General features: G+C 73.8%; 14 protein-coding genes. 10 read left to right on the forward strand and 4 right to left on the reverse strand.

Annotation, left to right across the window (positions count from 1 at the left end; translation table 11 throughout):
- Window positions 1-160 precede the first annotated feature (160 nt).
- Together D1J60_RS05805 and D1J60_RS05810 are read left to right on the forward strand one after the other, a co-directional pair.
- The gene (locus tag D1J60_RS05805) at window positions 161-820 is read left to right on the forward strand and encodes a class I SAM-dependent methyltransferase (protein ID WP_125605482.1); all 660 of its coding nucleotides are present in this window, start codon (window positions 161-163) and stop codon (window positions 818-820) included.
- Between the two features lie 131 nt (window positions 821-951).
- Window positions 952-2,391, forward strand: a complete 1,440-nt coding sequence (locus D1J60_RS05810; RefSeq protein ID WP_125820393.1) for a serine/threonine-protein kinase — start codon at window positions 952-954, stop codon at window positions 2,389-2,391.
- Between the two features lie 55 nt (window positions 2,392-2,446).
- Here D1J60_RS05810 and D1J60_RS05815 read toward each other — a convergent pair whose 3' ends face one another.
- Window positions 2,447-2,872, reverse strand: a complete 426-nt coding sequence (locus tag D1J60_RS05815; RefSeq protein WP_125820394.1) for a GNAT family N-acetyltransferase — start codon at window positions 2,870-2,872, stop codon at window positions 2,447-2,449.
- Window positions 2,873-3,084: 212 nt separating this feature from the next.
- Here D1J60_RS05815 and D1J60_RS05820 point away from each other — a divergent pair, with 212 nt between their 5' ends.
- From D1J60_RS05820 to mug, 5 genes are all read left to right on the forward strand, one after another.
- Window positions 3,085-4,425 carry a hemolysin family protein gene (locus D1J60_RS05820; RefSeq protein ID WP_125820395.1) on the forward strand — a complete coding sequence of 447 codons (1,341 nt, stop codon included), beginning with the start codon at window positions 3,085-3,087 and terminating at the stop codon, window positions 4,423-4,425.
- Complete coding sequence (locus D1J60_RS05825; RefSeq protein ID WP_125820396.1) at window positions 4,422-5,441, forward strand: hemolysin family protein; 1,020 nt, start codon at window positions 4,422-4,424, stop codon at window positions 5,439-5,441. Before D1J60_RS05820 ends, D1J60_RS05825 begins: the two co-directional genes overlap by 4 nt.
- 48 nt (window positions 5,442-5,489) lie before the next feature.
- Window positions 5,490-6,272, forward strand: coding sequence for an SGNH/GDSL hydrolase family protein (locus D1J60_RS05830; RefSeq protein ID WP_125820397.1), 783 nt, complete (start codon window positions 5,490-5,492; stop codon window positions 6,270-6,272).
- 71 nt (window positions 6,273-6,343) lie between these two features.
- Window positions 6,344-7,777 (forward strand): adenylosuccinate lyase, encoded by a 1,434-nt coding sequence (purB, locus tag D1J60_RS05835; protein WP_007262806.1) that lies wholly within the window; start codon window positions 6,344-6,346, stop codon window positions 7,775-7,777.
- Window positions 7,774-8,319 carry a G/U mismatch-specific DNA glycosylase gene (gene mug / locus D1J60_RS05840; RefSeq protein ID WP_125596743.1) on the forward strand — a complete coding sequence of 182 codons (546 nt, stop codon included), beginning with the start codon at window positions 7,774-7,776 and terminating at the stop codon, window positions 8,317-8,319. Before purB ends, mug begins: the two co-directional genes overlap by 4 nt.
- A 13-nt stretch (window positions 8,320-8,332) precedes the next feature.
- On the opposite strand, the gene D1J60_RS05845 is transcribed toward mug, so the two are convergent.
- From D1J60_RS05845 to D1J60_RS05855, 3 genes are read right to left on the reverse strand one after another with little or no spacing between them, the layout of a single operon-like run.
- Window positions 8,333-8,770, reverse strand: coding sequence for a hypothetical protein (locus D1J60_RS05845; protein WP_125820398.1), 438 nt, complete (start codon window positions 8,768-8,770; stop codon window positions 8,333-8,335).
- A 40-nt stretch (window positions 8,771-8,810) separates the two neighbouring features.
- Entirely contained in the window at window positions 8,811-9,563 is a 753-nt protein-coding gene (locus D1J60_RS05850) for an ABC transporter permease (protein WP_241253166.1), read from the reverse strand.
- Window positions 9,564-9,583: 20 nt separating this feature from the next.
- Complete coding sequence (locus D1J60_RS05855; protein WP_125820400.1) at window positions 9,584-10,498, reverse strand: ATP-binding cassette domain-containing protein; 915 nt, start codon at window positions 10,496-10,498, stop codon at window positions 9,584-9,586.
- 108 nt (window positions 10,499-10,606) lie between these two features.
- Between D1J60_RS05855 and D1J60_RS05860 the strand changes: the two genes are divergently transcribed.
- The 3 genes from D1J60_RS05860 to D1J60_RS05870 all read left to right on the forward strand — a co-directional run bounded on the left by D1J60_RS05860 (window position 10,607) and on the right by D1J60_RS05870 (window position 13,692).
- A complete protein-coding gene (locus tag D1J60_RS05860) occupies window positions 10,607-11,782 on the forward strand; it encodes a histidine kinase (RefSeq protein WP_125820401.1) in 1,176 nt (391 codons plus the stop codon).
- A 4-nt stretch (window positions 11,783-11,786) separates the two neighbouring features.
- Window positions 11,787-12,437 (forward strand): response regulator transcription factor, encoded by a 651-nt coding sequence (locus tag D1J60_RS05865; protein ID WP_125596758.1) that lies wholly within the window; start codon window positions 11,787-11,789, stop codon window positions 12,435-12,437.
- 100 nt (window positions 12,438-12,537) lie between these two features.
- Complete coding sequence (locus D1J60_RS05870) at window positions 12,538-13,692, forward strand: ROK family transcriptional regulator (protein ID WP_125596761.1); 1,155 nt, start codon at window positions 12,538-12,540, stop codon at window positions 13,690-13,692.
- The last annotated feature ends 25 nt before the right edge of the window (window positions 13,693-13,717 follow it).

Raw genomic sequence — 13,717 nt, forward strand, 5'->3', positions numbered from 1 at the left:
AAGTGCGGTGGCCGGAGTGCCGATTATCGTCCGCGCCCTCCGAGGGAGACGGTTTCGGGGCGGGCCCGGACGGGGAACAGCCCCGAAGGGCACGCGCAGCCGTGTCGTCCGCCGCCCGTCCGCCGCCCGTCCGCCGCCCGTCCGCGCCCGGAGGCCCGTCATGCCCAGCCCGGTCCCCGATCCGGTCCACCACCCGTGCTTCGCCCGGTTCTACGCCCGCGCCAGCACCGCCGCCGAGACCCGTGCCGGCATCGGCGCCCTGCGCGGGGAACTCCTGGCGGGGATCTCCGGCCGGGTCGTCGAGATCGGCGCGGGCAACGGGCTGAACTTCGCCCACTACCCCGCCGCCGTGTCCGAGGTCGTCGCCATCGAGCCGGAGCGCACCCTTCGACGGCTCGCCGCGGCCGCCGCCCTGCGCGCCGAGGTGCCGGTGGACCTCGTTCCGGGTGTCGCCGAGGCGCTCCCGGTCAAGAGCGAGGCCTTCGACGTCGCGGTCGCCTCCCTGGTGCTGTGCACCGTACGCAACCTGCCGCGCGCCCTCGCCGAACTGCACCGGGTGCTGCGCCCGGGGGCCGAACTCCGCTTCCTGGAGCACGGGCTGGCTCCCGGCCCGGGGATGGCAGCCGTCCAGCGGGCGCTCGACCGGACGGTGTGGCCCCGCCTGTTCGGCGGCTGCCACACGGCGCGCGACCCGCTCGCCGCGATCGAGGCGGCCGGCTTCCGGATCGCCTCGCACCGCTCCTTCCGCCTGCCCGAGCGCGGCCCGGCGCTGCCGACCTCGTACTGCGTCATCGGCTCGGCCCGGCGGCTGGACGACTGAGCCGGCGCCCTTTCCCCGTACCCCTTCCGGCGGACTGCCGGTCAGACGCACCCGGCAGGCACCACAATCGGGCCGGGGACGCGCGGTCCGGCGCGGCCCGGCGCTTGTCAGGAGTGGAGCGGAGGGGGAGCGTGGCACACGAGGCGCGGCCGGGGCAGCTGGTCAACCACCGTTACCGGCTGGACCGGACCCTGGGGGCCGGTGGAATGGGGCGGGTCTGGAAGGCGTACGACGTCCAGCTCGACACCCACGTGGCCGTCAAGGAGCTGCTCCTGCCCTCGGGGCCGTCGGCCCCGGATCCGGCCGACCGTCTGGAGCGGGCCATACGGGAGGCCCGCAGCGCGGCCAGGCTGCGCGACCACCCCAACGTGGTCACGGTCCACGACGTCACCCTCGTGGGCGGGGTGCCGTGGATCGTCATGGAGCTCGTCAGGGGCTCGACCCTGCAGGAACGGCTGCGGGAGTCGGGCCCGTTGCCGGTGGAGGAGGTCGCGCGGGTGGCCGCGGCGCTGCTGAAGGCGCTCGGCGCCGCGCACGCGCAGGGCATCGTCCACCGCGACGTCAAGCCGGCCAACGTGATGCTGACCGAGGACGACCGGATCCTGCTGGCCGACTTCGGGATCGCCCTCAACGAGGCGGACGACGGCCTGACCGGGACGGGGGTGGTCATCGGTTCGATGCCGTACCTGTCGCCGGAGCGCGCCCGGGGCGAGAAGGGCGGCGCCCCGGGTGACCTGTTCTCCCTGGGGACGACCCTGTACGAGGCCGTCGAGGGGGTGTCGCCCTTCAAACGGGAGACCAAGGTCGGCTCCCAGTACGCGGTCGCGCACGACCCCGTCCCGCCGCCGCGGCGGGCGGGGCGGCTGCGGCCGCTGATCGAGGGGCTGCTGGAGAAGGAGCCGGACGCGCGGCTGACGGTGGCCGGGGCCCTGGAACTCCTCGCGCCGGCCGCACCTCCGCCACCTCCGCCACCTCCGCCACCCGCGTTCCCGCCTCCCCCGGCCCCCGCCTCCCCGCCGCCCGCGCCGGAGCCGAGACCGCGGCGCGCGTCGGCACCCGCGCCGGGGGGACGGGCCGCCGCGGCGCCTCCGTCCGCCGCGCGGCCGGCGTCCGGCCGGCCCGGCGCCCGCGTCCGGGCCGGGAGCCGGGCCCGGCGGGTGCCGCCCCCGCCGCCGCGCCGGGCCCCGCGCACCCTGGCCCTGTTCGCCGTGGCGGCGGTCCTGCTCGCCGGGGGCTCGTACGCCGCCTACCAGTGGACCCGGACCCAGTACTTCGTCGGCGTGAACGACGGGCACGTGGCGGTGTTCCGGGGCATCAACCAGAAGCTGGGCGGCACTCCCCTGTGGGAGGTGGAGACCGATCACCCCGAGATCGAGCTGCGGTACCTGCCGCTGTACCAGCGCAAGCAGGTGGAGTCGACGATCACGGCCGCCGGTCTCGACGAGGCGCGGGGCCGGGCGGCGCAGCTAGGCCTCCAGGCCTCGGCGTGCGCCAAGAACGCCGGCGAGAACGGGGAGGACTCCGTCCTCACCGAGGAGGAACGGATCCTGACGGACCAGTGCCCGAAGTGAGCCCACCGGCCCGGCGGGCCCGGCCGTTCACCCGGACGGCCGTCCGCGCGGAGGGTCAGCCGGCCAGCGGCTTGACCCAGCGGGTCCAGATGTCCTCGGGGCCGTAGCCGGCCGCCCGCCACGCCCCGTGGGCCTGTTCGTTCCCGTCGAGGACCATCGCGTCGGCGCGCCGGCCGCCCAGTGCCGCGAACCGCTCCTCGGCGGCCGCCAGCAGCGCGGAGCCGATGCCCCGCCGGCGGTGGTCCGGGTGCACGGCGAGCCGGTACAGATGGCAGCGCCAGCCGTCGAAGCCGGCGATGACGGTACCGACCAGCTCGCCGTCACGCCGGGCGAGCAGCAGGGCCTCGGGGTCGCGCGCGTGCAGGCGTCCGACTCCGGCCAGGTCGTCGCTGATGCTCGCGCCCTTGGCGGCCTCCTTCCAGAAGTCCAGGACTGCGGGCAGGTCGGGGGCCGAGGCGGGGGCGATGTGAAGATCGTTCATTCACCGGATCCCACCATCCGCGGCCGCTCGTCCAAAAGGACGACCCATTCCCTTTGCCTTTCCTTTACCATGGGCTGAACGGTTTTCCCGATCCACGACGAAAGGTGTGAGCCTCCGCCCATGGGCGAGCCTCCAAGTCACCGACATCCCGGTACGCGACACCGCGCGGCCCCCCTCCTCCTGACCGAACATGGGACGGAGGTGAACGACCGATGACCGAGGTACTCCTGCTCATCGTGGCGCTGCTGCTCTGCCTTGCCTGTGGAGTGTTCGTCGCCGCCGAGTTCTCGCTGACGACCGTCGAGCGCAGTGAGCTCGAACGGGCCGTCGAGCGCGGCGAGCGCGGAGCGGACAGCGCGCTGGCCGCGGTCCGCAGCCTCACCTTCCAGCTCTCCGGAGCGCAGCTCGGCATCACCGTGACCGGCCTGGTCATCGGCATGATCTCCAAGCCCTCGATCGCCGCCCTGCTCACGGGCCCGTTCGAGGACCTGGGCCTGTCGGCCGGCGCCGCGTCCTCCACCGCCCTGGTCCTCGGCACCGTCCTGTCGACGGTGGTCCTGATGGTCGTCGGCGAACTGGTCCCCAAGAACTGGGCGATCTCCTCTCCGCTGGCCATCGCCAAGCGCGTGGCGACCATGCAGCGGGTCTTCTCGCGCACGTTCAGGCCGCTGATCAGCCACCTGAACACCACCGCCAACCACATGGTCCGGCGCATGGGCATGGAGCCCGCCGAGGAGCTGGCCTCCGCCCGCAGCCCGCAGGAGCTGGTGGCGCTGGCCCGGCACTCCGCCAAGGCCGGCGCGCTGGAGAAGGACACCGCCGAGCTGTTCGTGCGGACCCTGAACCTCGCCGACCTGATCGCGGAGAACGTGATGACCCCGCGCGTCCAGGTCACCGCCCTCGACGTGCACACCACCGCCGAGGACGTGGCCAACGCGACCATGGCCACCGGACTGTCGCGCTTCCCCGTCTACCGGGGCAGCCTCGACACCGTGGTCGGCATCGTCCACATCAAGGACGTACTGGCCCTGCCCGCCGCCGAGCGGCACCGCCACCCGGTCTCCCGGCTGCTGCGCGAGCCGCTCCTGGTGCCGGAGTCCCTGACCGTGGACCGGCTCCTGGACCGGCTGTCGGGCAGGCAGACGATGGCCGTGGTGATCGACGAGTACGGCGGCACGGCCGGTGTGGCCACGCTGGAGGACATCGTCGAGGAGGTCGTCGGCGAGGTGCGCGACGAGCACGACCCGCACGAGACCCCCGACCTGGCCCCGGCCGGTACGGACGAGGCGGGCCGCACCCTGTACTCGGCCGACGGTGCGGCGCGCACCGACCAGCTGCGGCGGATCGGCCTGCGGGCGCCCGAGGGGCCCTACGAGACCCTGGCCGGGCTGATAGCCACCGAACTGGGCCGGATCCCGGCCGTCGGCGACCGCCTGGAGCTGGACGGCTGGCGCCTGGACGTGGTCGACGCCAGCGGACGCCGGGCCGCCCGCGTCCTGCTGCACGAGCCGGCCGGACCCGTCGGCGACGAGACCGCGGAGGAGACCCGATGACCGCGATCCAGCTGCTGATCGGCCTGGCGACCCTGGTCGTCAACGCCTTCTTCGTCGGCGCGGAGTTCGCGCTGATCTCGGTCCGGCGCAGCCAGATCGAGCCGTACGCGGAGCAGGGCGACCGCCGGGCCCGCGCGGTGCTGTGGGGCCTGGAGCACGTGTCGGCCCTGATGGCGGCCGCGCAGCTCGGCATCACCCTGTGCACCCTGGTGCTCGGCGTGGTGGCCGAGCCGGCCATCGCGCACCTGCTGAGCCCGCTGCTCGACGCGGTCGGGGTGCCGTCCGGAGTGACGCACGCGATCTCCTTCGTGATCGCCCTGGCGCTGGCCACCTACCTGCACATGCTGTTCGGCGAGATGGTCCCGAAGAACGTGGCCCTGGCCGAGCCGGTGCGCACCGCGCTGGCACTGGGGCCGCCGCTGGTCGCCCTGGCCCGGGGGCTCAAGCCGGTGATCTTCGCGGTGAACGCCTTCGCCAACGCCCTGCTGCGGCTGCTGCGGGTGGACGTGAAGGACGAGGTCGCGGCGACGTTCTCGGACGACGAGCTGGCCCGGATGGTCAAGGACTCCAGTGACGCGGGGCTCATCGACGACCGGGCGAGCGAGCGGCTGCACGACGCCCTGGAACTTGGCCGGCGCCCCGTCACGGACGTGGTGCTGCCCGTGGACCGGGTCGTCACGGCCCGGCTCGGCATCACCGCGGCCGCGCTGGAGGCCCTGTCCGCCGAGTCGGGGTACTCCCGCTTCCCGGTGGTCGACGCCCGGCAGCGGATCCTGGGGTACCTGCACGTCAAGGACGCCCTGGACGTGCTGGAACGGGACGAGCCGTTCCCGCGTTCCGCGCTGCGCCCGATCGCTCAGGTCCGGGCGGACACCCCGCTGGACGACGTGCTCACCGCCATGCGGCGCAGCCGTACGCACCTGGCGGCGGTCCTCGGGGCGGACGGGGCGCTCGCGGGCCTGGTGACGATGGAGGACGTGCTGCGCGAGCTGTTCGGCCGGCCCGCCTCGGCCTAGGCCGAGGCCTGGGAAGGGAGCCGTACCGCGCGGTAGCATCGCTCCGCCATGGAGATGAATGCGTCGTACACCAGTTTTGTCGCGGTCGGGGACTCCTTCACCGAGGGGATGTCCGACCTGCTGCCGGACGGCTCCTACCGGGGCTGGGCCGACCTGCTGGCCGCCCGGCTCGCCGCGCGCGAGCCGGGCTTCCGCTACGCGAACCTGGCGGTGCGCGGCAAGCTGATCGGCCAGATCGCCCAGGACCAGGCCCCCGCCGCCGCCGCGATGGGCGCGGACGTGGTGACCCTGGTGGGCGGGCTCAACGACGCGCTGCGCCCCAAGGTGGACATGGGCAGGGTCCGGGCACACCTGGAGGGTGCGGTGGAGCTCCTCGCCCCGTCGTGCAAGCACCTGGTGCTGATGCGCTCGCCCGGCCGCAACGGCCCGGTGATGGAACGCTTCCGGCCTCGCATGGAGGAGCTCTTCGGCATCCTCGAGGAACTCGCCGGGCGCCACGGGGCGCTGCTGGTGGACCTGTACGGGGCGCCCGTGCTCGGGGACCCGCGGCTGTGGGACGTGGACCGGCTGCACCTGACCCCGGAGGGTCACCGCAGGGTCGCCGAGGCCGTCTGGCAGACTCTGGGGCTGCCCGCCGAGGAGGACTGGCGGGCGCCACTGCCCCCGGCGGCCGCGCCGGGCTGGCCCGTGCGCCGGGCCGAGGACCTGCGTTTCGCCCGGCAGCACCTGCTGCCCTGGGTGGGGCGCAGGCTGACGGGCCGCTCCTCGGGTGACGGCCGCCCCTCGAAGCGGCCGGAGCTGCTGCCGTACGGGACCCCGCCGCTCTCGTAGCAACCCACAATCCCGAGGGCTGCCCCTACCTGCGCAAACGCACAGCCGCGGCCCAAGTAGAATCCCTACACGTGACTGCCAAGCCCCGCATCCCCAATGTCCTGGCCGGCCGCTACGCCTCCGCGGAGCTCGCCGTCCTGTGGTCCCCCGAGTACAAGGTCACGCTGGAGCGGCGGCTGTGGCTCGCCGTGCTGCGTGCCCAGAAGGACCTCGGCATCGAGGTCCCCGACGCCGCCCTCGCCGACTACGAGCGCGTCCTGGAGACCGTCGACCTCGCCTCCATCGCCGAGCGCGAGAAGGTCACCCGGCACGACGTGAAGGCCCGCATCGAGGAGTTCAACGCCCTCGCCGGTCACGAGCACGTCCACAAGGGCATGACCTCCCGCGACCTCACCGAGAACGTCGAGCAGCTCCAGATCCGGCTCTCGCTGGAGCTGGTGCGCGACCGTACGGTCGCCGTGCTGGCCCGCCTCGGCAAGCTCGCCGGCGAGCACGCCGAGCTGGTCATGGCCGGCCGCTCCCACAACGTGGCCGCTCAGGCGACCACGCTGGGCAAGCGCTTCGCGACCGCCGCCGACGAGCTGCTCGTCGCCTACGACCGCCTGGAGAACCTCCTCCAGCGCTACCCGCTGCGCGGGATCAAGGGCCCGGTGGGCACCGCCCAGGACATGCTGGACCTGCTGGGCGGCGACGCCTCCAAGCTGGCCGACCTGGAGCAGCGGATCGCCGCCCACCTCGGCTTCGCCCAGGCGTTCACCTCGGTCGGCCAGGTCTACCCGCGCTCGCTGGACTACGACGTGGTCTCGGCCCTGGTGCAGCTGGCCGCCGCCCCCTCCTCGATCGCGAAGACGATCCGCCTGATGGCCGGCCACGAGCTGGTCACCGAGGGCTTCAAGCCCGGCCAGGTCGGCTCCTCCGCGATGCCGCACAAGATGAACACCCGCTCCTGCGAGCGCGTGAACGGCCTCATGGTCATCCTGCGCGGCTACGCCTCGATGACGGCCGAGCTGGCCGGCGACCAGTGGAACGAGGGCGACGTCTCCTGCTCGGTCGTCCGCCGGGTGGCCCTGCCCGACGCGTTCTTCGCCTTCGACGGCCTGCTGGAGACCTTCCTGACGGTCCTCGACGAGTTCGGCGCCTTCCCGGCCGTCGTGGCCCGCGAGCTGGACCGCTACCTGCCCTTCCTCGCCACCACCAAGGTGCTGATGGGCGCGGTGCGGGCCGGTGTGGGCCGCGAGGCCGCGCACGAGGTCATCAAGGAGCACGCCGTGGCCTCCGCCCTGGCCATGCGCGAGCAGGGCGCCGAGCGCAACGAGCTCCTGGACAAGCTGGCGGCCGACGAGCGGATGCCGCTGGACCGCGCGCAGCTGGACGCCCTGATGGCCGACAAGCTCTCCTTCACGGGCGCCGCGGGTGACCAGGTCGCCGCCGTGGTCTCCCGTATCGAGGCCATCGCCAAGGAGCACCCGGAGGCCGCCGGTTACGCTCCCGGGTCGATCCTCTGACCCCCGACGAGCTCGAAGCCGCCCGCGGCCGCGTCCTCCCGGACGTGGTCGCGGGCGGTCTGCGTGTGCTGTTCTGCGGGATCAATCCGGGTCTCCTCTCCGCCGCGACGGGCCACCACTTCGCCCGCCCCGGCAACCGCTTCTGGCCGGTCCTGCACCTGTCGGGTTTCACGCCCCGCAGGCTCGCCCCCGAGGAGCAGCGGGAGCTGCTGTCCTACCGCCTGGGCATCACCAACGTCGTCGCCCGGGCCACCGCCCGCGCCGACGAGCTGAGCGCCGAGGAGTTCCGCGAGGGCGGCCGCATCCTGACGGCCAAGGTGGAACGGCTGCGCCCCCAATGGCTCGCCGTGGTCGGCGTCACCGCCTACCGGACGGCCTTCGGTGAGCGCAGGGCCCAGATCGGCCCCCAGGAGCGCACCATCGGCGCCACCCGCATCTGGGCCCTGCCCAACCCGAGCGGCCTGAACGCCCACTGGACCGCCGAGTCGATGGCCGAGGAGTACGCCCGCCTGCGTCGGGCCGCGAGCTCCGACGGCCCCTGAATCCCGCCGCCGGCTACGGCGGGTCGACGACGGTGACCCCCGCCATCAGCATGAAGGGGAACTCCTTGTCCCACTGGGCGACGCAGACCACCAGCCACCGCTCCCCGGCCCGCCACAGGTGCACGTGGTCGGTGATGTTGCACAGCTCGTCCCACGGCGCCGGTATCTCCTCCCCGTCGAACCCCCGCTCCAGCAGCGATCCCAGGGCGAACACCTGAGGCGGCCCCCACCGGTCGGTCGCCGCCTGGGCGAGCGCCGCGTACTCGGCGCTGATCTGGTCCTCGGCCTCCTCCCAACCGGATCCGTCGTCGTCCCAGAAGTCCCGGGTCCGGCTGAGCTGGACCAGGTGGTACCCCGGGCCCGCGCTGTGCTCACCGGACACGGCCGGCCCGGACGGGAACTCCCGCGTTCGCAGCCGGTCGATCGTGTCGAGATGGTCTGCCGTGGTCATGCCGTCAGTATCGGTCGGGCCACTGACAACTGGCCCGGCGTCACGCGTCGCGCCTGCGCACCGCCAGCCAGCCCGCCGCCAGGGCGGCGAGGGCCCACAGCCCGGCCACCGCGAGCCCGCTCCAGGGCCCCAGCGCCCCGTCCGGCTGCGCCCTCATCACCATCTGGCCGGCCCGGTCCGGCATGAACCGCATGGCCCCGCCCGCGACCTGACCCACCACGAAGGGCACGATCAGGAGGAAGGGTATGAGCAGGCTCATCACCAGGGTGCCGCTGCGCACCAGGGCGGTCAGGCCCGCCGACAGCAGGGCGATCAGGGTGAGGTAGGCGCCGCTGCCGAAGACGGCGCGGACCGTCCCGGGGTCGCCGAGGGACAGGGCGCCGTCGCCCATGAACGCCTGCCCGGCGACGAAGGTGACGAGACCGGTGACCTGTCCGACGACGAAGGCGAGTCCGGCCACGGCGGCGGCCTTGGACAGGTACAGCCGGGTCCTGTTGGGCACGGCGGTCAGCGAGACCCGCAGGGCACCGGCCCGGAACTCGCCCGCGAAGGCGGTCGCGCCGAAGGCGATGGCCGCTATCTGGCCGAAGTTGATGCCGAAGAAGGCTGCGAGCAGGCGGTCCTCGCCCATGGCTGCGGGCTCGGAGGTGCCGATGGCGGCGGCGGTGAGGACGGTGACGCCCGCGGTGGCGGCGAAGACGGCCACCAGCGATCCGAGGACCGCGCGGGCGGACCGTATCTTGATCCATTCCGAGCGCAGGACGGGGACGGTGGGCAGGGCTGCGGCGGTCACGGCGGTGGCTCCCATCGGGTTCAGGCGGCGGTGGCGGAGAAGGGGGTGCGGTCGGCGGTGAGGTCGAGGTAGGCCTGCTCCAGCGAGGCCCGCTCGTCGGAGAGTTCGAGCACGGCGATGCCCTCCCGGGCGGCGAGGGCCCCGATCCGTTCGGCCCGTATGCCGTCGACGGTCCAGCGCCCGTCCTCGGCGGCGGCCATGCGCAGACCCTCGCGGGCCAGGGCGGCGGCCAGCCGGTCGGGGTCGGCGGTCCGCAGCCGCACCCTGGGTGTGCTGCGGGCGTCGATGAAGTCGCGGAGCGAGGTGTCGGCGAGCAGTCTGCCCTGTCCGAGGACGACGAGGTGGTCGACGAACGAGGCGGACTCGGCCATCAGGTGGCTGGAGACGAAGACCGTGCGTCCTTCGGCGGCGAGGCTTCGCATCAACTCGCGGATCCAGATGATCCCTTCCGGGTCGAGGCCGTTGGTCGGCTCGTCCAGCAGCAGGACGGCCGGGTCGCCCAGCAGCGCGGCGGCTATGCCCAGGCGCTGGCGCATGCCGAGTGAGAAGGTGCCGATGCGGTGGCGGGCGACCGCCGCGATGCCGGCCTGTTCGAGGACCTCGTCCACCCGGGCGGCCGGGATGCCGTTGCTGACGGCGAGGGCGAGGAGGTGGTCCCGGGCCCTGCGCCCGGCGTGCGGCGCCTGCGGGTCGAGCAGGGCGCCGACTTCACGCAGCGGGGTCCGCAGGTCGGTGAACCGGCGCCCGGCGATGGCGGCGCTGCCGGCGGTGGGCCGGTCCAGGCCGAGGATCAGGCGCATGGTGGTCGACTTGCCGGCCCCGTTGGGCCCCAGGAAGCCGGTGACCCTGCCCGGCAGGACGTCGAAGGTGAGGTGGTCCACGACCCGTCGGGTGCCGTGGTCCTTGGTCAGTTCGCGGATCTCGATGCGGTTCATGGCTCAAGATTCGCCGTCCGGCCCGTGCCCCTTCCTCCCCCGTGCGAGGGTGCCGTCTCCCCCACGTGGGGGAGACGGCACCGGCCCGTCCGCTGCCACGATGGGGACATGATCCGAATGCTCCGTGCCCCGTTCCGGCCGGTGATGTACTCGCGCTGGCTGCACCTGTGCGTCCCGGTGCTGCTGCTCGCGCTGTGGATGTTCATCAACCCGCGCGCCCCGTGGATGCCCCTGCTCATCGTCATACCGTTCGGCTTCGTGCCGTGGGTGCGGCTGGCCGAGGGGCTCCAGGCGCAGTTCCTGCTCACCCCGCAGGACCGGGTCGGTGAGGACGGCCTCATCGGCAGTGCCGCGTCGGCGCGTTGGGCGGACCGGTGGCGGACGGTGCTGTGGCTGGAGATACGCCTCGTCGTCGCCGGCGCGGCGATGTTCGCCACGGTGTGGCTGCCGGTCCAGGCGATCGAGCTGACCACGATCGCCCTCGGGCACCCGCTCAGCGCGGACCTCGCCGTGCCGTTCACGCCACCGCGCTGGGCGGCGGCCCTCCTCGTGCCGGTGCCGCTCCTCCTGCTCCTCGTGATCGTGGTCCTGCTCGGCGAGCTGATCACCACCATCGCCCGGCGCCTGCTGGGGCCGTCGGCCGCCGAGCGGCTGACCGCGCTGGAGGCCCGGACGGAGCAGCTGCTGGAGCGCACCCGGATCGCGCGCGAGCTGCACGACTCCATCGGGCACGCCCTGACGGTGGCGGTGATCCAGGCGGGTGCCGCACGGGCGGCGGCAGACCCCGAGTTCACCGACCGTGCGCTGAGCGCGATCGAGGAGACCGGCCGAGCCGCGCTGGAGGATCTGGAGCGGGTCCTGCTGGTGCTGCGGGAGTCCGCGCAGCCGCCGTCGCAGCGGCCGACCCTGTTGGAAGCGGACCGGCTGCTGGAGTCGGCCCGTGCCTCGGGGGCGGAGGTCGACGCCCGACTGACGGGCCCGCTGGAGAAGTTGCCCGGCCCGGTCACCCGTGAGGGGTACCGGATCCTGCAGGAGGCGCTCACCAACGTGCTGCGCCACTGCGGTCCCGTTCCCGTCCGGGTACGGGTGGACGTGGCCGCGGGCCGGCTGGAGCTGGAGGTGACGAACCCGCTGCCGGAGCGGCCCTCCTTCACGAGGGGCGGCGGGAGCGGTCTGCGGGGCATGAGGGAGCGGGCGGCGCTGCTCGGCGGCAAGGCCGAAACCGGGCTCCACGAGGGGGGTTGGCGGGTGCGCGCGAGGCTTCCGCTGGAGCGAATACCCTGACCGGATGCCGGTTACCGTACTGCTCGTCGACGACGAGCCCCTGGTGCGCGCGGGTCTGCGCGCCGTCCTGGAGGCCCAGCCCGACATCGAGGTGGTGGGCGAGGCCGCCGACGGGGCGTCGGTCATCCCCCTGGTGCGGCAGTTGCGGCCGGACGTGGTGGCGATGGACGTACGGATGCCGCTGCTCGACGGGATCGAGGCGACCAGGGCGGTCCTGCGGTCGGTGGACTCCCCGCCGAAGATCCTCGTGGTCACCACCTTCGAGAACGACGAGTACGTCTACCAGGCGCTGCGCGCCGGAGCCGACGGCTTCCTGCTGAAGCGGGCCCGCCCCTCGGAGATCGTGCACGCGGTACGGCTCGTGGCCGAGGGCGAGACCCTGCTCTTCCCCGCGGCCGTACGGGCCCTCGCCGCCGAGTACGGGAACCGGGAGGCCCGTGCGGTCCTGGAGCGGGCCGCGCTGACGGAGCGGGAGGAGGCGGTGCTGCGGCTCATGGCCCGGGGGCTGACCAACGTGGAGATCGCGCGGGAGCTGATCGTCGGGACGGAGACCGTGAAGTCCCATGTGAGCGCGGTCCTGGGCAAGCTGGGGGCGCGCGACCGGACCCAGGCGGTGATCGCGGCGTACGAGTCGGGCTTCGTCTCGCCGGCCTGAGACGGGAGCCGGTTCCCGCAGGTGGGGGGCCGCTTCTCGCCGCCGTGCCGGGTGCGCAGTACGATCCGCGTGACAAGGTCGTTAGCTGGGAGGACACACGTTGGGGCAGCTGACCGGCGGGGATCCCTCTCTGCTCCGGCGCATCAATTCGGCCGTGGTGCTTCGCGCGCTGCGGGCGGCCGGATCGCCCACCCTGACCGACCTCACACGGGTGACCGGGCTCTCCCGGCCGACCGTCGAGGGGGTCGTGGAGGGGCTGATCGGCACCGGCCTGGTGGTCGAGGCGGTCGCCGAGGAAGGCGCCCGCCGCCAGGGCCGGCCGGCGAGGAGGTTCCGTTTCCGCGCCGAGGCGGGGCACCTGCTCGGCATCGAGATCGGCTCGCACCGGATCGCGGTGCTGCTGTCCGGGCTCGACGGCCGGGTCATCGGGGCCGGCACCAAGGACGTCTCGGAGACCGCTTCGGCCGATGAGCGCCTGGAGCGCGTCAGGACGGCGGTCGCCGATCTGCTGCGCCGGGCCGGGATCCCCCGCGACTCGCTGCGCGCGGTCGGTGTCGGCAGCCCCGGCATCGTCGAGGCGGACGGGACGGTCCGCCTGGGCACGGCGCTGCCGGGCTGGACGGGACTGCCGCTCGGCGAGCGGCTGCGGCGCTCCTTCCGCTGCCCGGTCCAGGTGGAGAACGACGCCAACGCGGCGGCGCTCGCCGAGCACTGGAAGGGCGCGGCGCGCGACATCGACGACATGGTGTTCGTGATGGCCGGCCTCAGCCCGGGTGCCGGTTCGCTGATCGGCGGCCGGCTGCACCGGGGCTTCGGCGGGGCGGCGGGCGAGATCGGCGCGCTGCACCTGCTGGGCCGGGAGGCCACCCCGGAGCGGCTGCTGTCGACGACGGGCGAGCCCCTGCACCCCCTGGACGAGCCGGCGGTCGCCGAGGTGTTCGCGATGGCCAGGCGGGGCGACGAGCGGGCCGTGGCGGCGGTGGACCGGTTCCTCCAGCGGCTGGTGCACGACGTGGCGGCGCTGGTGCTGGCGATGGACCCGGAGCTGGTGGTCGTGGGCGGCTGGGCGGCAGGACTGGACGGGGTCCTGGAGCCCCTGCGCCGGGAGCTGGAGCGGTACTGCCTGCGCCCGCCGCGGGTGGCGCTGTCCATGCTCGGCGAGGCCGCCGTGGCGACGGGCGCGCTGCGCCTGGCCCTGGACCACGTGGAGGAAGAGCTCTTCGCGGTGGAGCGGACGGTCACGGCCCGCCGCTGACCTGGCGGGCGGGACGTCCGGGTAC

The organism is Streptomyces sp. W1SF4, from assembly GCF_003950035.1.
In the GTDB taxonomy this organism is placed as follows: Bacteria; Actinomycetota; Actinomycetes; order Streptomycetales; family Streptomycetaceae; genus Streptomyces; species Streptomyces racemochromogenes.

Bases quoted from the DNA above. Each gene is read 5' to 3' on its own strand.
- D1J60_RS05805 (WP_125605482.1), top strand. From the start codon at position 161: ATGCCCAGCCCGGTCCCCGATCCGGTCCACCACCCGTGCTTCGCCCGG.
- D1J60_RS05815 (WP_125820394.1), bottom strand. From the start codon at position 2,872: ATGAACGATCTTCACATCGCCCCCGCCTCGGCCCCCGACCTGCCCGCA.
- D1J60_RS05820 (WP_125820395.1), top strand. From the start codon at position 3,085: ATGACCGAGGTACTCCTGCTCATCGTGGCGCTGCTGCTCTGCCTTGCC.
- D1J60_RS05825 (WP_125820396.1), top strand. From the start codon at position 4,422: ATGACCGCGATCCAGCTGCTGATCGGCCTGGCGACCCTGGTCGTCAAC.
- D1J60_RS05830 (WP_125820397.1), top strand. From the start codon at position 5,490: ATGGAGATGAATGCGTCGTACACCAGTTTTGTCGCGGTCGGGGACTCC.
- D1J60_RS05845 (WP_125820398.1), bottom strand. From the start codon at position 8,770: ATGACCACGGCAGACCATCTCGACACGATCGACCGGCTGCGAACGCGG.
- D1J60_RS05855 (WP_125820400.1), bottom strand. From the start codon at position 10,498: ATGAACCGCATCGAGATCCGCGAACTGACCAAGGACCACGGCACCCGA.
- D1J60_RS05860 (WP_125820401.1), top strand. From the start codon at position 10,607: ATGATCCGAATGCTCCGTGCCCCGTTCCGGCCGGTGATGTACTCGCGC.
- D1J60_RS05865 (WP_125596758.1), top strand. From the start codon at position 11,787: ATGCCGGTTACCGTACTGCTCGTCGACGACGAGCCCCTGGTGCGCGCG.